Origin of the sequence: Salmonella sp. NW884, assembly GCF_051700745.1 — a bacterium.
In the GTDB taxonomy this organism is placed as follows: domain Bacteria; phylum Pseudomonadota; class Gammaproteobacteria; order Enterobacterales; family Enterobacteriaceae; genus Salmonella; species Salmonella enterica.
Genome location: NZ_JAMMDE010000011.1, coordinates 54,148 through 73,854 on the forward strand (window position 1 = coordinate 54,148; position 19,707 = coordinate 73,854).

Below are 19,707 nucleotides of genomic sequence, written 5' to 3' on the forward strand. Positions count from 1 at the left end.
AGTACCCCGGACCGCCGGATACAAATAAAGAGGTCATGATGAGTACTGAAATCAAAACTCAGGTCGTGGTACTTGGGGCGGGCCCGGCAGGCTATTCTGCCGCTTTCCGTTGCGCTGATTTAGGTCTGGAAACCGTAATTGTAGAACGCTACAACACCCTTGGCGGTGTTTGTCTGAACGTCGGCTGTATCCCTTCTAAAGCGCTGCTGCACGTAGCAAAAGTTATCGAAGAAGCCAAAGCGCTGGCTGAACACGGTATCGTCTTCGGCGAGCCGAAAACCGATATCGACAAGATTCGTACCTGGAAAGAGAAAGTGATCACGCAGCTGACCGGCGGTCTGGCGGGTATGGCCAAAGGCCGTAAAGTGAAAGTGGTCAACGGTCTGGGTAAATTCACCGGGGCGAACACCCTGGAAGTGGAAGGCGAAAATGGCAAAACCGTGATCAACTTCGACAACGCGATCATCGCGGCGGGTTCTCGTCCGATCCAATTACCGTTTATTCCGCATGAAGACCCGCGCGTATGGGATTCTACCGACGCTCTGGAACTGAAAGAAGTACCGAAGCGTATGCTGGTCATGGGCGGCGGTATCATCGGTCTGGAAATGGGTACCGTATACCACGCGCTGGGTTCAGAGATCGACGTGGTTGAAATGTTCGACCAGGTTATCCCGGCGGCTGATAAAGATATCGTTAAAGTCTTCACCAAGCGCATCAGCAAGAAATTCAACCTGATGCTGGAAACCAAAGTGACTGCCGTTGAAGCGAAAGAAGACGGTATCTACGTTTCGATGGAAGGCAAAAAAGCCCCGGCTGAAGCGCAGCGTTATGATGCGGTTCTGGTGGCGATCGGTCGTGTGCCGAACGGTAAAAACCTCGACGCGGGCAAAGCAGGCGTGGAAGTTGACGACCGTGGCTTTATCCGCGTGGACAAACAGCTGCGCACCAACGTGCCGCACATCTTCGCTATCGGCGATATCGTCGGTCAGCCGATGCTGGCGCACAAAGGCGTTCACGAAGGTCACGTTGCCGCTGAAGTTATCGCCGGGAAGAAACACTACTTCGATCCGAAAGTTATCCCGTCTATCGCGTACACCGAGCCAGAAGTGGCATGGGTTGGCCTGACCGAGAAAGAAGCGAAAGAAAAAGGCATCAGCTATGAAACCGCCACCTTCCCGTGGGCAGCTTCTGGCCGTGCTATCGCTTCTGACTGCGCAGACGGTATGACCAAACTGATTTTCGACAAAGAATCTCACCGCGTGATCGGCGGGGCGATTGTCGGTACCAACGGCGGCGAGCTGCTGGGTGAAATCGGTCTGGCGATCGAAATGGGCTGTGACGCGGAAGACATCGCGCTGACCATTCATGCGCACCCGACGTTGCACGAGTCCGTCGGTCTGGCTGCTGAAGTGTTCGAAGGTAGTATTACCGACCTGCCGAACCCGAAAGCGAAGAAGAAATAATCTTCTGTAGGTGGCAATGCGCCACCCGATACAAAAAAGCGGCTTTACAGCCGCTTTTTTTATGCATGGCAAATCAGATGTGTCAAATGATGGCGAAGGATAACGAAACCGCAAAATTTATCTTTTCCGCAGCAGTACGTTTTTCAAAGCTTATGCCGTCGGTAGTGCCTTTGTCTGTCATTTTCGACCAACTAATTGTTTCATAAGAAATACCTCTCCTTACTTTGTCATCATCCTGAAATTGGTAACGCTATAAAATAATAGCGAGCTAATTATGAGGTTTGATATATGAAACTTTTTCTGACAACAGCAGCGCTAACTGCGACGTTGATTTCCGGCATGGCATTTGCCAGCGATCCCGTCATCCCCTGGGCGACTAACAGCGGCGGTACGGAAAGCACGCATATTGCGGCAATGGGCGAGGATTTGAATGCGCAGCATCAGCAGATCACCCACACGCATGAAGGCGTATGGGCGGCTAATTCCGGCAGCATTCAGGCTGATGAAGCCGCGCTGACCAGCAACAAGCCGCCGGTACAAGGCCACCCGGAATTAATGCCGCATCAGGGCTAATGATCACGGCCTGGCGATAACGCCAGGCGCTTACGGGTTATTCGGCGACCTGCCATTGCGCGTCTGGCGCAAAACGCGTGATAGCCTGAACTTTACTCTCCGTCTCCTTGCCTAAATCCGCCTGATAAATACGATCGTCCTGGTTGACCATAAAACTCATCACCCCGGTTTCGCCGTAATGCATCGGCCAGGCCAGAAGCGCCGCGCCGTGACCGTCGTTATCGCTGATAGTACGGAAATGGTAGCCGTGATAGCCCTCGTCTGGCGCTGCGGGGCTAAAGTTTGGGCCTAACGGACTGGGGACGTCGCCTGCTTTGGTTGGCCAGTACAGGCCATCTTTTTGGCCTTCGCTACTGATTATCCTGTGCGCCCAGCGATGGTTTTGTAAGTAATAATCCTGCTGCGCATCAACGTAAGCATGCATGGCCTGTAAGGTAGAAAGTTCATTTCGCCCAATAGTACGGGTGAGGATCTCATTCCTGGCTGCCGCCATATCAAAGCGCCAGCCGCCAGTCTCTTTCACCATGGGCACCGGGAGCTGCCAGTCTTCTCGTCCGACATTCAGGTACGCCGTATTGTCTTTTTGTACAATGCGATGGCCTTCGCGCCAGTCACGATTGAAGCGGGCCACGGCCTCGGGATCGGCACCTTCCGGCGGCAGAAATTGCCGCCAGTCATCGCCCAGTAGCGCGGTAAGCTGCGTTTCGTTTTTTCCGGCTACCGCCGCGGCGAAGGCGCTGGCGGCCGCTTCCGGGGAGGGGAACCGTTCCTGCGCGTAGCCCAGCAAGGGTAACGACAGTAACAGAGCGCTTAACATAACCTTTTTCATTATCTGCTCCGGTTAACGGCGATGAAATTCATGATGTTCAGAAAAATGTTCCCGCGCGGCGGCGCGTTGCTCGGTGTTTAAGTGACTGCCGCGACGGCTTTCCAGGCCGCGTAGCTGTTGCGATTGCCATGACGGCGATCGACTGTCGTTCCCGCTAAACACATTGGCGTGCATATTCTGGCGAAATGCCTGACGCTGCTGCGGCGTAGAGGATTCAATACGCTGGCGGGCGGTGTCTCTCTGCTGTTGTGAAACAGGGTGCTGCTGGGCTTTAGCCTTCAGCTCGGAACGATGCTGCTGCGTGGTGGATTTATTCAGTGTCTGCTGCGCCGCCTCGCGACGACTGCTGTTTTGTGTTCCGTCATAGCCACGGTAATTATTACGCTGGGCAATTTGATTTAACTGCTGCGATGCCGCTTTGCGCTGTCTATCGCGGGATGTCTCGCCTGACAGGTTAGCGGGTGATGTATGGCTGCGCTGTTGGAATTGCGTCATGGCCGCCTGGCGCTGACTGTCGCGAGACACTGGCGCTTGCTGCGTTGCGCTTAACCCGCCGCTAACATTGGTGGGATGGAACCGTTGCGCAACGGTATTATTCGGATAGGGGACGCCATTACGCCAGGCGGGATTATGCTGCCAGCCCATCGTTTGGCCCGGCAGGTTTTGCCCGGATATCCGGTTGAAATTATTGACATTGATGTTGATATTATCGCCATTATGTTGATAACCGTTACCACCATGATGGTAATCATCATCATGATGGTCGTCGTCATGGTGGTGATGATCGTCGTCATCCCAGTCTATGCTGCTGAACAACGCATAGGTGGTGGCGACGCCCAGACTATAACCAAAACCTTTAACAAAACTATCGGCAAACTGCTGCCCCGGAGGGGGCGGTAAATACACCGGCGGATAAGCGGTATTGGGCCAGGCGCCATACACCGTCGCGGGGTTATAGTTCGGCACGTACACCACCTGCGGATTCGCGGGTTCAATTTTGATGACGGTCGACGGTGTTGCTGGCGTACTGGCGGATGTGGTGGTGGTTGTTGTCGTGACGGCGGTAGAAGCGCTGGACTTCGGCACGCTGGTGACGGTTTGCTGCGGCGTTGATTTTAGCGAACCGGTTTGTTGAGCGAGCAGACGCAACCTTTGCACCGCATCCATCACATCCTGTGGCTGGGCTAAGAACGCATCGCCCAGGTTTTGCACCCATTGCGGATTCTCGCCCATAAGCGCCATCAACTGGGGAAAGGCGACCAGCGATTTGACGCTGGGGTCCCACGGTTGGCTGGCCACCGCCTGAATAGCGGCATCGCCCTGCAGCGTGGGGTTATCTCGCGACCACTGGACGGCCTGAACCACGTTCGCTGGGTAGGTGGAGGCCATGAGCACCTGAGAAAGCAGGGCATCGGGATAAAGCGCGACAGGCGCGACCCATTGATCAATTTGCGCAGTGGTAAAGGTTGTTTTCGCGACAGGCGCGGGCACAGCGGTCTGCGTTTGCTCAGGGGCGGGAGTCGCCGCCTGCGCGGGCGCTTCGGGAGCGCGGCTTTTAACATACAGTACGCCCGAAGCGGCAAATAACCCGGCACTGCACACAAGGGCAATGAGATGGGGTTTAAAGGGCAACGTCATTTTATCTCTCCCGATTCCCGAGAATCGCTATGGTCATTATGCCTGCCGCCGACGGGGTGCAGTTTCGCGTGAGTATAAAGGGACGATAGTTTAATTTTTAGCTAATGTTGGGATCGGTAACGTTACGTGACGATCTAAGCACGAAATGAGGTAAGCATTTATGGCTGCAGCTCCCGTCTCAGTAGAGCATTAGACCATCCTTAACGATTCAGCCACTTTTTTATGTTGCTTTTTTGTAAACAGATTAACACTTAAAGAAAATCCTGTTATTGTGCCCTATGCGGTACCGGGCATTTACCCTACTAACTACTGTCTCACAGGAGCGTGAAGAGAATCGCCCATCAACAAAAGCGCCGCATTATGACAATGAGAGCGAGGAGATATCGTCGTGCTAGAAGAATACCGTAAGCACGTAGCTGAGCGTGCTGCCCAGGGGATTGTGCCGAAACCTTTAGACGCAACCCAAATGGCTGCGCTTGTCGAGCTGCTGAAGACCCCGCCTGTGGGCGAAGAAGAATTCCTGTTAGACCTGTTGATCAACCGCGTTCCTCCTGGCGTAGATGAAGCCGCTTATGTTAAAGCCGGTTTTCTCGCTGCTGTCGCGAAAGGCGACACCACCTCCCCGCTGGTCTCCCCAGAAAAAGCCATTGAACTGCTGGGCACCATGCAGGGTGGTTACAACATTCATCCGCTGATTGATGCGCTGGACGATGCGAAACTGGCGCCGATTGCTGCCAAAGCGCTGTCCCACACTCTGCTGATGTTCGATAACTTCTACGACGTAGAAGAGAAAGCCAAAGCGGGCAATGAATATGCCAAACAGGTGATGCAATCCTGGGCCGACGCCGAATGGTTCCTGAGCCGTCCGCCGCTGGCGGAAAAAATCACCGTCACCGTTTTCAAAGTGACCGGCGAAACGAATACCGACGATCTCTCTCCGGCGCCGGATGCGTGGTCGAGACCGGATATTCCGTTACATGCGCAGGCGATGTTAAAAAACGCCCGTGAAGGCATTGAGCCGGATCAGCCAGGCGTTGTCGGCCCGATCAAACAAATCGAAGCATTGCAGAAAAAAGGCTACCCGCTGGCTTACGTGGGTGACGTGGTGGGCACCGGTTCTTCCCGTAAATCCGCGACCAACTCCGTGCTATGGTTCATGGGCGATGACATCCCGAACGTGCCGAATAAGCGCGGCGGCGGTTTGTGCCTTGGCGGCAAAATTGCGCCTATCTTCTTTAACACCATGGAAGATGCGGGCGCGCTGCCGATTGAAGTTGACGTTTCTAACCTGAACATGGGCGATGTGATTGACGTCTACCCGTACAAAGGCGAAGTGCGCAATCATGAAACTGGCGAACTGCTGGCAACCTTCGAACTGAAAACCGACGTGCTGATCGACGAAGTGCGTGCCGGTGGTCGTATTCCGCTGATTATCGGCCGTGGCCTGACCACCAAAGCGCGTGAAGCGCTGGGTCTGCCGCACTCTGATGTATTCCGTCAGGCAAAAGACGTGGCAGAAAGCAGCCGTGGCTTCTCTCTGGCGCAGAAAATGGTCGGTCGCGCCTGTGGTGTGAAAGGTATCCGTCCGGGCGCGTACTGCGAACCGAAAATGACCTCCGTCGGTTCTCAGGATACTACCGGCCCGATGACCCGCGACGAGCTGAAAGACCTGGCCTGTCTGGGATTCTCCGCCGATCTGGTCATGCAGTCGTTCTGTCACACCGCAGCCTATCCGAAGCCGGTTGACGTCACCACGCACCACACGCTGCCAGACTTCATTATGAACCGCGGCGGTGTCTCTCTGCGTCCGGGCGACGGCGTGATTCACTCCTGGCTGAACCGTATGCTGCTGCCGGATACCGTCGGTACCGGCGGTGACTCCCATACCCGTTTCCCGATCGGTATCTCCTTCCCGGCGGGCTCAGGCCTGGTGGCGTTTGCCGCCGCGACCGGCGTGATGCCGCTGGATATGCCGGAATCCGTGCTGGTGCGCTTCAAAGGCAAAATGCAGCCGGGCATCACCCTGCGCGATCTGGTACACGCCATCCCGCTGTACGCCATCAAACAGGGCCTGCTGACCGTTGAGAAGAAAGGCAAGAAAAACATCTTCTCTGGCCGCATCCTGGAAATCGAAGGTCTGCCGGATCTGAAAGTCGAGCAGGCGTTTGAGCTGACCGATGCTTCCGCCGAGCGTTCCGCTGCGGGTTGTACCATCAAGTTGAACAAAGAGCCTATCATTGAATACCTGACCTCCAACATCGTCCTGCTGAAGTGGATGATTGCGGAAGGCTACGGCGACCGTCGTACGCTGGAACGCCGTATCCAGGGCATGGAAAAATGGCTGGCGGATCCGCAACTGCTGGAAGCCGATGCTGACGCAGAGTACGCGGCGGTGATCGACATCGATCTGGCGGATATCAAAGAGCCAATCCTCTGTGCGCCGAACGATCCGGACGACGCGCGCCTGCTGTCTGACGTGCAGGGCGAGAAGATCGACGAAGTGTTCATCGGTTCCTGCATGACCAACATCGGCCACTTCCGCGCGGCTGGTAAGCTGCTGGATAGCCACAAAGGCCAGTTGCCAACCCGCCTGTGGGTGGCGCCGCCAACCCGTATGGACGCCGCGCAGCTCACCGAAGAAGGCTACTACAGCGTGTTTGGTAAGAGCGGGGCGCGTATCGAGATCCCGGGCTGTTCCCTGTGTATGGGTAACCAGGCGCGTGTAGCCGACGGTGCGACGGTCGTCTCTACCTCTACCCGTAACTTCCCGAACCGTTTAGGTACCGGTGCGAACGTCTTCCTGGCCTCTGCGGAGCTGGCGGCGGTGGCAGCGCTGATCGGCAAACTGCCGACGCCGGAAGAGTACCAGACCTTTGTGGCGCAGGTGGATAAGACGGCGGTGGATACTTACCGTTACCTGAACTTCGACCAGCTTTCTCAGTACACTGAGAAAGCAGATGGCGTGATTTTCCAGACTGCGGTTTAATTTACATTTTAAGGGGGCTAATTGCCCCCTTTTTATTCATATTATATGTTTCTGTATTTTCTATCTTTTTAAGATGTTGCGTATTTTTATTTTAGCTTCTTCATATTGTAGGTTTTCCTCTCTTAAGTATATATGAACAGCTTTGTGACAATTTGGGCAAAGTAATGCAAAGTCAGTTTTCAATATTCTGTGCTCACCGGTAAAAGTATGTATTGGTATTTTGTGGTGGGCCTCAATATAGTTTTTACCATATTTATCTAAGAATTTAATCTCACAAATATCACAAACCCATTGCGAGTTATCTTTTATTTCATCTATTATTTTTCTATTCCGCTCAGATAACATATGAGTTATGTATTTAATTTTTCCTTCAGTGTGCTCGTTTTTATACAAAATGACGTCATCATTGTCACTATTCTTATCATTTAGACTTGGGAAACTTATCATTTTTTCTAAGATGACTGCTTTTTCTAGTATGTCTATGATTTTAAAGCATCCCTGAAATTCCCATTTGTTAGATGAATCAGTAAATAACAAAATTGGATAGTTGCTTATCGGTTGGTTAATTAGAACCCGGTTCGCAGAATCATTAAAGTTAATGATGCCTTTTGCTGCTTTAAATGAGTAAGAGTATATGGTTTTTTCATTATTTTTCCAGCCATCATCAGCGTAAGAACCATCCTTTGTTTTTATTATTACTGCTTTGATATTGGGATGTTCTCCTATCCAATTTATTCCTTGTTGAGGTGTGTTTTTAATTATCCAATCCTTGCCTTCCCAATTTTCACTGTCATCTTTTTTAGATTTTTGGATGAGCTGGGATAAATTTTGTTTGTTAATTATATCTGAGATAGTTAATGAAAGAAGTTGAGATGGATATTGAATAAGCTTTAAGGTTCCCATTATATTCCTATACTATAAAGTGTATAATAATTATCATTATACATGCTAGCAGTGTAAATTTACTACATTCATAATGATAGCATGGGACGATGCTACTTGTGGAACCAGAATGCAGATAACCCGATCTTCTTATTGATAAATTTACGACAATTAGACGTATCCACTTTTTTTCCTCTACATAGCTGCGATAATTACCCATAGGTACAATGCAGCGGTGACGCATTGCCTTTGTAGAGGAACAGATCATGGATTACGAATTTCTGCGCGACGTTACCGGAGGGGTAAAAGTACGAATGTCGATGGGCCACGAGGTGGTCGGTCACTGGTTTAATGAAGAGGTTAAAGACAATCTCTCGCTACTGGATGAAGTAGAACAAGCCGCGCGTACGGTCAAAGGCAGCGAACGCTCCTGGCAACGAGCAGGGCATGAGTACACGATCTGGATGGACGGCGAAGAAGTGATGATTCGCGCCAATCAGCTGGATTTTTCCGGCGATGAGATGGAAGAGGGGATGAGTTATTACGATGAAGAGAGTTTATCCCTGTGCGGCATGGAGGATTTTCTGCGGGTCGTCGCCGCGTATCGGGAATTCGTCAGTAAAGCCTGACCCTCTCTTCGTTATTGTCCCACAACGCCAGTCGACGGACAGTTGGGGGCGGTAGCGGAAACGAAATCACCACACATTCCAGCCGGGAGTATCCCGGCTTTTTTATAGCAGAATGATTTTTTGATTTTTATTAATCATTTTAAAACTGTGATCTGACGCGTTTTTGATCTTAATTTGATTGAATATAATCGTTATGATTTTATTCAATCACAACAAGCAACAGGCGGTAAGACCATGAACATCAAAAAAGCAATAGAGCGCGTACCCGGCGGCATGATGGTCGTACCGCTCGTTATTGGCGCAGTCATTAACACCTTCGCTCCACAGGCGCTTGAGATCGGCGGTTTTACCACCGCCTTATTTAAAAACGGCGCGGCGCCGCTGATTGGCGCTTTTCTGCTGTGTATGGGAGCCGGTATCAGTGTGAAAGCCGCGCCCCAGGCGTTATTGCAGGGCGGGACGATTACGCTCACTAAGTTGCTTGTCGCCATCGGGATTGGCCTGGGCGTGGAGCATCTTTTCGGCGCGGAGGGTATTTTTGGCCTGAGCGGCGTGGCGATTATCGCGGCGATGAGCAATTCAAATGGCGGACTTTATGCTGCGCTGGTAGGCGAATTCGGCAATGAGCGCGACGTCGGCGCTATCTCTATTTTGTCTCTTAATGATGGCCCTTTCTTTACGATGATTGCGCTGGGCGCGGCAGGGATGGCGAACATTCCCATTATGGCGCTGGTGGCGGTGCTGGTTCCGCTGGTTGTCGGCATGATCCTCGGCAATCTTGATCCTCATATGCGCGATTTTTTGACCAAAGGCGGCCCGCTGCTCATTCCTTTCTTTGCTTTTGCGCTGGGGGCGGGCATCAACCTGGAAATGTTACTGCAAGGCGGACTTGCCGGAATTCTGCTCGGCGTGCTGACAACGTTCGTTGGCGGTTTCTTTAATATTCGCGCAGATCGTCTGGTTGGCGGAACTGGCATTGCCGGGGCGGCGGCCTCCAGCACCGCGGGTAATGCCGTTGCGACGCCGCTGGCTATTGCGCAGGCCGACCCTTCGCTCGCCGAGGTGGCCGCTGCTGCCGCTCCGCTGATTGCCGCCTCGGTGATCACCACGGCAATCCTGACGCCAGTGTTGACCTCCTGGGTTGCGAAAAAACAGGCGCGTCAGGCTTCTTTGGAGAAAAACGCATGAAAATGATAGTTATCGCCGATGATTTTACCGGATCGAATGATACCGGCGTCCAGTTGGCGAAGAAGGGGGCGAGAACGGAAGTTATGTTGAGCGCGTCGCAAAAACCGTCCCGCCGCGCCGATGTGTTAGTCATTAACACCGAAAGCCGGGCGATGCCCGCAGATCAGGCGGCATCTGCCGTTTATGCCGCGCTTTCCCCGTGGTGTGAGACATCGCCAGCGCCGCTGGTGTACAAAAAAATCGACTCCACATTTCGCGGCAATATCGGCGCCGAAGTGACGGCGGCCATGCGCGCCAGTCAGCGAAAACTGGCCGTTATCGCCGCCGCGATCCCTGCGGCCGGACGCACGACGCTTGAAGGAAAATGTCTGGTTAATGGCGTCCCGCTACTGGAAACCGAATTTGCCAGCGATCCGAAAACGCCCATTGTCTCTTCCCGTATTGCCGAGATAGTGGCGTTGCAAAGTGAGATCCCTGTGTATGAAGTCTTTTTGCAGGATGTCCGACGCGGTGGGTTAAGCGCCTTACTTACGGCTTATGCGGCTGAGGGCGAAGGGATTATCGTCGTGGATGCGGTAGAAGAGCGGGACCTGACGTTGATTGCGCAAGCGGCGTGCGAACAACCGTCGATGCCGCTGCTCGTCGGCGCAGCTGGTCTGGCGAATGCGTTGCCGGTTGAACTTTTTATGCAAGACCGGCAGCGGCTACCGGTACTGGTGGTAGCCGGTTCGATGAGCGAAGCCACGCGACGTCAGGTGGATAATGCGCTGTGCCGGGGACGTGCGGAGGTCGTGGATATCGATGCCGCGCGCATGGTGTCGGATAGCGCGGAGCAGGAAATCGCATCTGTCGTAGAGCAGGCCTGCGCGCTGTTAAGTCAGCATCGACATACGATTTTACGCACCAGCCGTCGCGCAGAAGATCGACAGCTAATCGACGCGCTATGCGAAAAATCCGCGATGAGCCGTCAGCAATTGGGCGAGCGACTGAGCCAGCGGCTTGGCGTCGTCACGTTAAACATTATCGAGCAGGCGCGGATTGGCGGGTTGTTTCTGACCGGCGGCGATATCGCTACCGCCGTCGCCGGCGCGCTTGGCGCTGAAGGTTATCGCATTCAGAGCGAGGTGGCGCCCTGTATTCCCTGTGGAACGTTTGTAAACAGCGAAATTGACGATCTGCCGGTCATTACCAAAGCGGGCGGATTCGGTTCAGACAGTACGTTGTGTGACGCGCTTTATTATATTGAGGAGATGTATTGTGGAGACTAAAACCGTTGCCATTACCATGGGCGATCCAGCGGGCATTGGGCCGGAAATTATTGTTAAAGCGCTAAGCGAAGACGGTCTCAACGGCGCGCCGCTGGTGGTTATTGGATGCCTCGCAACGTTGAAACGTTTACAGGCGAAGGGCATCACGCCGAACGTCGAGTTACGGGCCATTGAACGGGTCGCCGAAGCGCGTTTTGCGCCCGGCATCATTCATGTGATTGATGAGCCGCTGGCGCAGCCGGAGGCGCTGGAGGCTGGGAAAGTTCAGGCGCAGGCGGGGGATTTAGCGTATCGCTGCGTGAAGCGCGCCACCGAGTTAGCGTTACGAGGCGACGTACAGGCTATCGCTACCGCGCCGCTGAATAAAGAGGCGCTGCACCTGGCGGGGCACAACTATCCGGGCCATACCGAGCTGCTCGCGACCCTGACCCATAGCCGCGATTACGCGATGGTACTTTACACCGATAAACTAAAAGTGATTCACGTTTCAACGCATATCGCGCTGCGTAAATTCCTTGATACGTTAAGTACAACGCGTGTCGAAACGGTGATTGGTATTGCTGATACTTTCCTCAAGCGTGTGGGTTACGTTAAACCGCGTATCGCCGTGGCAGGCGTGAACCCTCATGCGGGCGAGAATGGCCTGTTTGGCGATGAAGAGACGCGTATCCTGACGCCAGCCATTACCGATGCCCGCGCAAAAGGTATGGACGTTTATGGGCCGTGCCCGCCGGATACTGTATTTCTCCAGGCTTATGAGGGACAGTATGATATGGTGGTGGCGATGTATCATGATCAGGGGCATATTCCGTTGAAATTGCTTGGCTTTTATGATGGCGTGAATATCACCGCAGGGCTGCCGTTTATCCGGACTTCTGCCGATCATGGCACCGCATTTGATATCGCCTGGACGGGAAAAGCAAAATCTGAGAGCATGGCCGTATCGATCAAACTGGCAATGCAACTGGCATAATTCCCTGTTATGAAAGGACAACACCGTCTGGATCTCATTGTGGCGTATCTGAAAAACCATACGCTGGTTACGGTAGAACAGCTGGTTGAGGCGGTTGACGCATCGCCAGCCACTATCCGTCGCGATTTGATCAAGCTGGATGAGCAGGGCGTGATCAGCCGTAGTCATGGCGGCGTGGCGCTGCGGCGTTTTGAACCCGCTCAGCCCACCACCAATGAAAAACAACTGCGATCGCCCGCTGAAAAACGGGCGATCGCACGCGTTGCCGCATCGCTGGTGAATGCTGGCGATGCCGTCGTGCTGGATGCCGGTACGACAATGATGGAGCTGGCGAAATGCTTAACCCATCTTCCGCTGCGGGTCATCACCGTCGATCTGCATATTGCGCTGTTTTTAGCTGAGTTCCGGCAAATTGAAGTGACGATTGTCGGCGGTCGTATCGATGACAGCAGTCAGTCCTGTATCGGTGAGCATGGGCGTAAGCTGTTGCGCAGCGTTTACCCGAACATCGCGTTTATGAGCTGTAATTCATGGGGGGTAAAAACGGGCGTGACGACCCCAACGGAAGATAAGGCCGGGCTTAAACAGGAGATTATTGCTAATGCGCAGCGCAAAGTGTTGCTGGCGGACAGCAGTAAGTATGGCGCGCATTCGCTCTTTAATGTGGTGCCGCTTGAGCGCTTTAATGATGTGATTACTGACGTCAATCTGCCGCCGTCAGCGCAGGTTGAACTGAAAGGGCGCGCTTTTGCGCTAATGCTGGTGCAGCCGGAGTGACAGCGCCGTCAGGCGCTGCCAGTGGTGAATCAGACCGCAGAAATATTGCGGCCGTAGTAAATCTCGCGCATCTCTTTCCACAGCGCGGCGGTGATCTCCTGGCGTTCGGTTTCAGTGAGATCTTCCGGTTTGGTGTGAAACATGTAGTGCTTAAGATCGAACTCTTTAAGCAGCATCTTGGTATGGAAAATATTTTCCTGATACACGTTTACATCCACCATGTCATACAGCGACTTCATATCTTCCGACATAAAATTCTGAATGGAATTAATCTCATGATCGATAAAGTGTTTCATACCGTTGACATCGCGCGTAAAGCCGCGCACGCGGTAATCGATGGTGACGATATCAGACTCTAGCTGGTGGATCAGGTAATTGAGCGCTTTTAGCGGTGAAATCACCCCGCAGGTTGACACTTCGATGTCGGCGCGAAAGGTGCAAAGCCCGCCTTCCGGATGGCTTTCCGGATAGGTATGCACACAGATATGGCTCTTATCGAGGTGCGCCACCACGGTTTCCGGCAGCGGGCCGGGATGTTCGGTTTGATCGATAAGTTTCGGGTCGACTGGCTCTTCGCTCACCAGAATCGTGACGCTGGCGCCCTGGGGTTCATAATCCTGACGGGCGATGTTCAGGATGTTCGCGCCGATAATGGAGCATGTCTCCGACAGGATCTCGGTCAGTCGGTTGGCGTTATAGAGTTCATCGATATAGGCGATATAGCCATCGCGCTCTTCTGCGGTTTTGGCGTAGCAGATATCGTAAATACAAAAACTCAGGCTTTTCGTCAGATTGTTAAAGCCATGCAGTTTCAGCTTTTTCAATTTTTATCACCTCCTTAACGTCACTGTGCGGACAGTGCGTCATGTAGATATTGCGGTAGCGCAAATGCAGCGGCATGAATAGCCGGGTTGTAATAGCGGCATTTGAGGCCAGCGGCATGAAAACGCGCCTGAATAATTTCGCTCGACAGGTGGCGAAGAGCGTCGTTGTCCGTCGCCCAGGCGAAGGTCATAATGCCGCCGTAATAGGTCGGAATCGCCGCCTGGTAGAAGCCGACATCGCTGAAGTAATGACTCAGCTTGCGGTGGCTGTCGAGCGCTTCATCCTGTTGCAGGAAGCACACGCCGTTCTGGGAGACAAAAATGCCGCCCGGATTCAGGCAACGCTTACAGCCTTCATAAAAGGCGGAGGTAAACAGGCTTTCGCCGGGGCCTATCGGATCGGTACAGTCGGAAATGATCACATCAAAGGTCTGATGGGTCTGATTGACGAAATTCACGCCGTCGTCGATCACCAGCGTAAAGCGCGGATCGTCGTAGCTGCCGGCATTGTGGTTGGGTAAATACTGGCGGCAAAACGAGACTACGCCAGCGTCTATCTCTACCATGGTGATGGTTTCGACGTTTTTATGCCGGGTAACTTCACGTAGCATTGCGCCGTCGCCGCCGCCGATAATCAGAACGTGTTTCGCATGACCGTGCGCCAGCAGCGGGACGTGGGTCATCATTTCATGATAAATAAACTCGTCGCGTTCGGTGGTCTGTACCACGCCGTCCAGCGCCATCACGCGGCCAAAAGCGGCGTTTTCAAAGATGATTAAATCCTGGTGATCGGTTTTTTCATGATACAGAACGTTGTCTACGGCAAAGTACTGACCAAACTGGTCGTGTAGCGTTTCATGCCACATCGTATTTTCGGCCATTGGCTGATACCTCCATTGTTAACACCCGTAAAAAAAGGGCGCAACATCATAGCTAACAATGACCGTGGATGCACGGTCATTATTTCAGCAATAGGATCGCGGAGGATTATTTAACGTAGGCTAACAGGCTCAGAGAATCGCGGGCCAGAGCTTTGCATTTTTTAGCGACCGGAATACCGATGCCGCTAAGATCGCGGTAGCTGTCTTCGCCCAACGATTTCATATCGAAGGTGTCGTAGTTACTCAGGTCCCACTGATTTTGCTGGGCAAAAAAGACCAGCGCACGGCGAATCTGACTGTTGGGTAAATTTTGGTAACCACAGTCATTTTTCAGAAAAACGAAAACCGCCGTTAAATCGGCCATATCTTCAGCTTCGGATTCAGTAAGCGCATAGCTATTTGCGCATAAGGCCATCAGGCTGCCAAACAACACGGGTCTGAAAAACGTCTTCATTGCTTCTACCACGGCATCAGGGAAAGTCAACGTTAGCATACTGAGAACGTAGCGACGACTTTTATTATCAGGATTGGTCGCGGCGTTTTCATTCTTATTGTATTGCTGTCAGGAATGGTAAAGACGTGTTGCTGGCTTGACCTTCCCGTTAGGGCAGGGTCTAAGCTTAGACACCCGCCTGTTCATTATAAGGAAATGATTATGTTACGCCGTGATTTCTTAAAATATTCAGTGGCGCTGGGGGTTGCATCAGCGCTGCCGCTGTGGAGCCGCGCCGCTTTTGCCGCCGAACGTCCCGCGTTGCCTATTCCTGACCTGTTAACGGCAGATGCGAGCAACCGTATGCAGTTAATTGTTAAAGCCGGACAGTCGACATTCGCCGGTAAGAACGCAACAACCTGGGGCTACAACGGTAATTTGCTGGGGCCAGCGGTACAGCTTCACAAAGGAAAAAGCGTGACCGTTGATATCCATAACCAACTGGCCGAAGACACGACGCTTCACTGGCATGGTCTGGAGATTCCAGGCATCGTCGACGGCGGTCCGCAGGGGATTATTCCCGCAGGCGGAACCCGCACGGTGACGTTTACGCCGCAGCAACGCGCCGCGACCTGCTGGATTCATCCGCACAAACACGGCAAAACCGGGCGCCAGGTGGCGATGGGCCTTGCCGGACTGGTGCTGATTGAAGATGACGAGATTCGCAAATTGCGCCTGCCGAAACAGTGGGGCATCGACGATGTACCGGTGATCATTCAGGACAAACGTTTCTCCGCCGATGGCCAGATTGATTATCAACTGGATATTATGACCGCCGCCGTCGGCTGGTTTGGCGATACGCTGCTGACCAATGGCGCTATCTATCCGCAGCATTCCGCGCCGAAAGGCTGGCTACGTCTGCGCTTGCTAAATGGCTGTAATGCGCGTTCTCTGAATATCGCCGCCAGCGATAATCGCCCGCTTTATGTGATCGCCAGCGACGGCGGCCTGCTGGCGGAGCCGGTGAAAGTCACCGAACTGCCGTTATTAATGGGCGAGCGTTTTGAAGTGCTGGTGGATATCAGTGACGGGAAAGCCTTTGATCTGGTGACCCTGCCGGTCAGCCAGATGGGAATGGCGATCGCTCCGTTTGATAAACCGCATCCGGTAATGCGTATCCAGCCGCTGCGGATTACCGCCTCCGGTACGCTGCCGGATACGTTGACGAAGATGCCGGCGTTGCCGTTGCTGGAAGGGCTGACGGTGCGCAACCTGAAACTGTCGATGGACCCGCGTCTTGATATGATGGGGATGCAAATGCTGATGAAGAAATATGGCGCTCAGGCGATGAGCGGCATGGATCATGACAGCATGAACGCGCATATGCAGGACGGCAATATGGGGCATGGCGAAATGGATCATGGCAACATGGATCACAGCGGGATGAATCATGGCGCGATGGGCAATATGAATCACGGCGGAAAATTCGACTTCCATAACGCTAACTTTATCAACGGCCAGGTCTTCGATATGAACAAACCGATGTTCGCGGCGCAAAAAGGCCGACATGAACGTTGGGTGATTTCCGGCGTGGGTGACATGATGCTGCATCCTTTCCATATTCACGGCACCCAGTTCCGTATTTTGTCAGAGAACGGCAAAGCGCCAGCGGCGCACAGAACGGGCTGGAAGGATACGGTACGCGTTGAGGGGGGGATCAGCGAAGTGCTGGTCAAGTTCGATCACGACGCGCCGAAGGAACATGCCTATATGGCGCACTGTCATCTGTTAGAACATGAAGATACGGGAATGATGTTAGGATTTACGGTCTGACCGATGTCTGCGACGCAGGCCGGGTAAGGCGAAACCGCCACCCGGCACAATGCCCGGCATACGCCGGGCATTAATGGTTATTTCGCGTCGTCAGGCAAAGCATAGGCCACGATATAGTCGCCCATCTTCGTACCAAACGAACCGTGGCCTCCGGCAGAAACGACCACGTACTGCTTACCGTTTACCTCATAGGTCATCGGCGTTGCCTGGCCTCCGGCGGGTAAACGTCCCTGCCACAGTTTTTCCCCGTTGCTCATGTTATAAGCGCGCAGGTAGTTGTCGGCGGTCGCGGCGATAAACAACACGTTACCGGCGGTTGAGATTGGCCCGCCCAGCATTGGCATCCCCATGTTGAACGGCACCGGAACCGGCATCGGGAACGGCATACTGTCGCGCGGCGTCCCTATACGTTTCTTCCACACGATTTCATTGGTCTTCAGATCCAACGCGGAAATATAGCCCCAGGCCGGTTGTTTACACGGCAGGCCAAACGGCGAAAGGAACGGATTCAGCGTGACGCCGAATGGTACGCCGTACTGTGGCTGAATACCCGCTTCTGTACCAGTACCTTTCGCGTCTTTCGGCGGCTCCATCGGATTACCCGGGCCGCGTGGGATCAGCTTCGAGACAAACGGCAGCGCCATCGGGTTAGCGATAGCGACCTGACGGTCTGGATCGACGGAAATACCGCCCCATTCAAACATCCCCAGGTTGCCAGGGAATACCAATGTTCCCTGCTCGGACGGCGGGGTGAAGATACCTTCATAGCGCAACTGGTGGAACATGACGCGGCACACCAGTTGGTCGAACATGGTCGCGCCCCACATATCCGCGCCGGAGAGATCTTTTTTCGGGCGGAAGGTTAAATCAGAGAACGGCTGAGTTTTGGCGACGTAATCGCCTTTTGCCGCGCCCTGCGGGACCGGTTTTTCCGGGGCGGGCACGACCAGCTCGCCATTACGTCTGTCCAGCACAAAGATATTACCGGTTTTCGCTGGCGCATAGATAACCGGAACGGTAGTACCGTCAACGGTAATATCCGCCAGCGTCGGCTGTGCCGGCAGGTCCATATCCCACAGATCGTGATGGACGGTCTGATAACTCCAGGCCAGTTTCCCGGTGGTGGCATTCAGCGCCAGGATGGAGCTGGCATAACGTTCCTGCTCCGGCGTGCGGTTACCGCCCCAGATATCCGGCGTGGTCACGCCCATCGGCAGATAGACCAGATCCAGTTTCGCATCATAGGCGGCAGGCGCCCAGGAGTTCGGCGAGTTAAAGGTAAAAGCGTGCTCATCGGCTGGAATCGCGTTCGGATCTTTCGCCCCAGGATCGAAGGCCCACAGTAGTTTACCGCTATTAACATCAAAACCACGGATAACGCCGGACGTTTCGCGGGTAGAGAAGTTATCCGTGACCGAACCGGCAATGACAATTGTTTTATCGGTGATAATCGGCGGCGACGTCGGTTCATACAGTCCCGGCGTGGTATCCGGCATATTGGTTTGCAGATTCAGGACGCCTTTGTTGGCGAAGGTTTCACACAGCTTGCCGGTTTCGGCATTCACCGCGAAAAGGCGACCGTCGTTGACCGGGAGGATAATACGGCGCGGACAGTCGGCGATGACCTCCGGCGAGGCGGTATCCGCTTTGGCCTCATGATAAGAGACGCCGCGGCAGGTCACATGCTGGAAAGACGAATCGGTCTTCAACTGAGGATCAAAATGCCACTTCTCTTTACCGCTGGCGGCGTCCAGCGCGAACAGACGCTGGTGAGCTGTACACAGATAAAGCGTATCGCCGACTTTAATCGGGGTCACTTCGTTGGTGATTTCACCCGGATCGTTGGGTTGTTTCAGATCGCCGGTGCGGAAGACCCACGCTTCTTTCAGTTGGTGAACGTTATCCGCAGTGATCTGTTTCAGCGGTGAATAGCGTTGGCCTTCCTGATTGCGCCCATAGGCCGGCCAGTCTTCGTCGGCGATCGACGAGCTTGTTGCGGCGGGTGTGGCGTCGGCGCGAAGCGTACCGTTGATCTCCTGCGGGTCGTTGAAGCCGGCCCAGGTCAGAATGCCGCCGCTAATCAGCAGCGCCACGACCAGCGCCGCCACTGCGCCGCTGGAAGGAACCACCAGCCGATGCCAGACAAACGGCAATATTAGCCAGATGCCGAAAAACACCAGAATATCGCTACGCGGCGTGAGCGCCCAGAAGTCGAACCCGACTTCCCACACGCCCCAAATCATTGTCGCCAGCAGCAGGGCGGCATACAGCCACAGTGCGGCACGTTTACTGCGCCATAGCAATCCGGCCACAACCAGCATCACGAGGCCCGCGATGGGGTAGTACCAGGAACCGCCAATAGCAACCAGCCAGACACCTCCGATAAGAAGATACAGCCCACAAAGTGCTGCAAAGAGGGCCGTCAGCGTCACGAGTAATCGTGGCGATCGTGCGTTATTTTCTGCCATAAAAAGACACCATCCCAAATTGTTAATTTTTTAGTAGCAATTAAGTATAGGAATTAACATGT

16 protein-coding genes are annotated in these 19,707 nt (G+C 53.7%); 9 read left to right on the forward strand and 7 right to left on the reverse strand.

Annotated elements, in window-relative coordinates:
* Nucleotides 1–38: 38 nt before the first annotated feature.
* Together lpdA and NA197_RS19615 are read left to right on the forward strand one after the other, a co-directional pair.
* The gene (lpdA, locus tag NA197_RS19610) at nucleotides 39–1,463 is read left to right on the forward strand and encodes a dihydrolipoyl dehydrogenase (RefSeq protein WP_001519338.1); all 1,425 of its coding nucleotides are present in this window, start codon (nucleotides 39–41) and stop codon (nucleotides 1,461–1,463) included.
* A gap of 288 nt (nucleotides 1,464–1,751) precedes the next feature.
* Complete coding sequence (locus NA197_RS19615) at nucleotides 1,752–2,036, forward strand: outer membrane protein (RefSeq protein WP_000765363.1); 285 nt, start codon at nucleotides 1,752–1,754, stop codon at nucleotides 2,034–2,036.
* A 37-nt stretch (nucleotides 2,037–2,073) separates the two neighbouring features.
* On the opposite strand, the gene NA197_RS19620 is transcribed toward NA197_RS19615, so the two are convergent.
* Both NA197_RS19620 and NA197_RS19625 read right to left on the reverse strand, forming a co-directional pair.
* On the reverse strand, nucleotides 2,074–2,865 hold the full coding sequence (locus NA197_RS19620; protein WP_064043214.1) for a DUF2950 family protein: 792 nt from the start codon (nucleotides 2,863–2,865) through the stop codon (nucleotides 2,074–2,076).
* Between the two features lie 12 nt (nucleotides 2,866–2,877).
* Complete coding sequence (locus tag NA197_RS19625; RefSeq protein ID WP_064043215.1) at nucleotides 2,878–4,503, reverse strand: DUF3300 domain-containing protein; 1,626 nt, start codon at nucleotides 4,501–4,503, stop codon at nucleotides 2,878–2,880.
* Between the two features lie 388 nt (nucleotides 4,504–4,891).
* Here NA197_RS19625 and acnB point away from each other — a divergent pair, with 388 nt between their 5' ends.
* Nucleotides 4,892–7,489 (forward strand): bifunctional aconitate hydratase 2/2-methylisocitrate dehydratase, encoded by a 2,598-nt coding sequence (gene acnB, locus NA197_RS19630; RefSeq protein WP_000888958.1) that lies wholly within the window; start codon nucleotides 4,892–4,894, stop codon nucleotides 7,487–7,489.
* Between the two features lie 60 nt (nucleotides 7,490–7,549).
* Here the strand turns inward: acnB and NA197_RS19635 are convergent, their stop codons facing one another.
* Complete coding sequence (locus NA197_RS19635; protein WP_000536990.1) at nucleotides 7,550–8,392, reverse strand: HNH endonuclease; 843 nt, start codon at nucleotides 8,390–8,392, stop codon at nucleotides 7,550–7,552.
* 245 nt (nucleotides 8,393–8,637) lie between these two features.
* Here NA197_RS19635 and yacL point away from each other — a divergent pair, with 245 nt between their 5' ends.
* The 5 genes from yacL (at nucleotide 8,638) to NA197_RS19660 (ending at nucleotide 13,206) form a co-directional block, all read left to right on the forward strand.
* Nucleotides 8,638–9,000, forward strand: a complete 363-nt coding sequence (yacL, locus tag NA197_RS19640; protein WP_000384308.1) for a protein YacL — start codon at nucleotides 8,638–8,640, stop codon at nucleotides 8,998–9,000.
* A 234-nt stretch (nucleotides 9,001–9,234) separates the two neighbouring features.
* Nucleotides 9,235–10,188: a 2-keto-3-deoxygluconate permease 1 gene (locus NA197_RS19645; RefSeq protein ID WP_001022089.1), complete on the forward strand. Its 954-nt coding sequence runs from the start codon at nucleotides 9,235–9,237 to the stop codon at nucleotides 10,186–10,188.
* On the forward strand, nucleotides 10,185–11,456 hold the full coding sequence (gene dtnK, locus NA197_RS19650) for a D-threonate kinase (protein WP_000782192.1): 1,272 nt from the start codon (nucleotides 10,185–10,187) through the stop codon (nucleotides 11,454–11,456). Before NA197_RS19645 ends, dtnK begins: the two co-directional genes overlap by 4 nt.
* Nucleotides 11,446–12,429 carry a D-threonate 4-phosphate dehydrogenase gene (locus tag NA197_RS19655; protein WP_000448749.1) on the forward strand — a complete coding sequence of 328 codons (984 nt, stop codon included), beginning with the start codon at nucleotides 11,446–11,448 and terminating at the stop codon, nucleotides 12,427–12,429. The genes dtnK and NA197_RS19655 overlap by 11 nt, the downstream gene beginning before the upstream one ends.
* Before the next feature lie 9 nt (nucleotides 12,430–12,438).
* Entirely contained in the window at nucleotides 12,439–13,206 is a 768-nt protein-coding gene (locus NA197_RS19660; RefSeq protein ID WP_000678253.1) for a DeoR/GlpR family DNA-binding transcription regulator, read from the forward strand.
* 29 nt (nucleotides 13,207–13,235) lie between these two features.
* Here the strand turns inward: NA197_RS19660 and speD are convergent, their stop codons facing one another.
* From speD to NA197_RS19675, 3 genes are all read right to left on the reverse strand, one after another.
* A complete protein-coding gene (gene speD, locus NA197_RS19665; RefSeq protein WP_000734293.1) occupies nucleotides 13,236–14,030 on the reverse strand; it encodes an adenosylmethionine decarboxylase in 795 nt (264 codons plus the stop codon).
* A gap of 20 nt (nucleotides 14,031–14,050) precedes the next feature.
* Nucleotides 14,051–14,911, reverse strand: coding sequence for a polyamine aminopropyltransferase (speE, locus tag NA197_RS19670; protein ID WP_064043216.1), 861 nt, complete (start codon nucleotides 14,909–14,911; stop codon nucleotides 14,051–14,053).
* A gap of 106 nt (nucleotides 14,912–15,017) precedes the next feature.
* A complete protein-coding gene (locus tag NA197_RS19675; protein ID WP_000846613.1) occupies nucleotides 15,018–15,365 on the reverse strand; it encodes a YacC family pilotin-like protein in 348 nt (115 codons plus the stop codon).
* 201 nt (nucleotides 15,366–15,566) lie between these two features.
* Here NA197_RS19675 and cueO point away from each other — a divergent pair, with 201 nt between their 5' ends.
* Nucleotides 15,567–17,177, forward strand: a complete 1,611-nt coding sequence (gene cueO, locus NA197_RS19680) for a multicopper oxidase CueO (protein WP_064043217.1) — start codon at nucleotides 15,567–15,569, stop codon at nucleotides 17,175–17,177.
* A gap of 77 nt (nucleotides 17,178–17,254) precedes the next feature.
* Here cueO and NA197_RS19685 read toward each other — a convergent pair whose 3' ends face one another.
* On the reverse strand, nucleotides 17,255–19,645 hold the full coding sequence (locus NA197_RS19685; RefSeq protein ID WP_000829727.1) for a glucose/quinate/shikimate family membrane-bound PQQ-dependent dehydrogenase: 2,391 nt from the start codon (nucleotides 19,643–19,645) through the stop codon (nucleotides 17,255–17,257).
* Between the last annotated feature and the right edge of the window lie 62 nt (nucleotides 19,646–19,707).

Excerpts from the sequence above, each read along its gene's own strand:
- lpdA (WP_001519338.1), top strand. The coding sequence starts at position 39 with ATGAGTACTGAAATCAAAACTCAGGTCGTGGTACTTGGGGCGGGCCCG.
- NA197_RS19615 (WP_000765363.1), top strand. The coding sequence starts at position 1,752 with ATGAAACTTTTTCTGACAACAGCAGCGCTAACTGCGACGTTGATTTCC.
- NA197_RS19620 (WP_064043214.1), bottom strand. The coding sequence starts at position 2,865 with ATGAAAAAGGTTATGTTAAGCGCTCTGTTACTGTCGTTACCCTTGCTG.
- NA197_RS19625 (WP_064043215.1), bottom strand. The coding sequence starts at position 4,503 with ATGACGTTGCCCTTTAAACCCCATCTCATTGCCCTTGTGTGCAGTGCC.
- NA197_RS19635 (WP_000536990.1), bottom strand. The coding sequence starts at position 8,392 with ATGGGAACCTTAAAGCTTATTCAATATCCATCTCAACTTCTTTCATTA.
- yacL (WP_000384308.1), top strand. The coding sequence starts at position 8,638 with ATGGATTACGAATTTCTGCGCGACGTTACCGGAGGGGTAAAAGTACGA.
- NA197_RS19645 (WP_001022089.1), top strand. The coding sequence starts at position 9,235 with ATGAACATCAAAAAAGCAATAGAGCGCGTACCCGGCGGCATGATGGTC.
- dtnK (WP_000782192.1), top strand. The coding sequence starts at position 10,185 with ATGAAAATGATAGTTATCGCCGATGATTTTACCGGATCGAATGATACC.
- NA197_RS19660 (WP_000678253.1), top strand. The coding sequence starts at position 12,439 with ATGAAAGGACAACACCGTCTGGATCTCATTGTGGCGTATCTGAAAAAC.
- speE (WP_064043216.1), bottom strand. The coding sequence starts at position 14,911 with ATGGCCGAAAATACGATGTGGCATGAAACGCTACACGACCAGTTTGGT.
- NA197_RS19675 (WP_000846613.1), bottom strand. The coding sequence starts at position 15,365 with ATGAAGACGTTTTTCAGACCCGTGTTGTTTGGCAGCCTGATGGCCTTA.
- cueO (WP_064043217.1), top strand. The coding sequence starts at position 15,567 with ATGTTACGCCGTGATTTCTTAAAATATTCAGTGGCGCTGGGGGTTGCA.
- NA197_RS19685 (WP_000829727.1), bottom strand. The coding sequence starts at position 19,645 with ATGGCAGAAAATAACGCACGATCGCCACGATTACTCGTGACGCTGACG.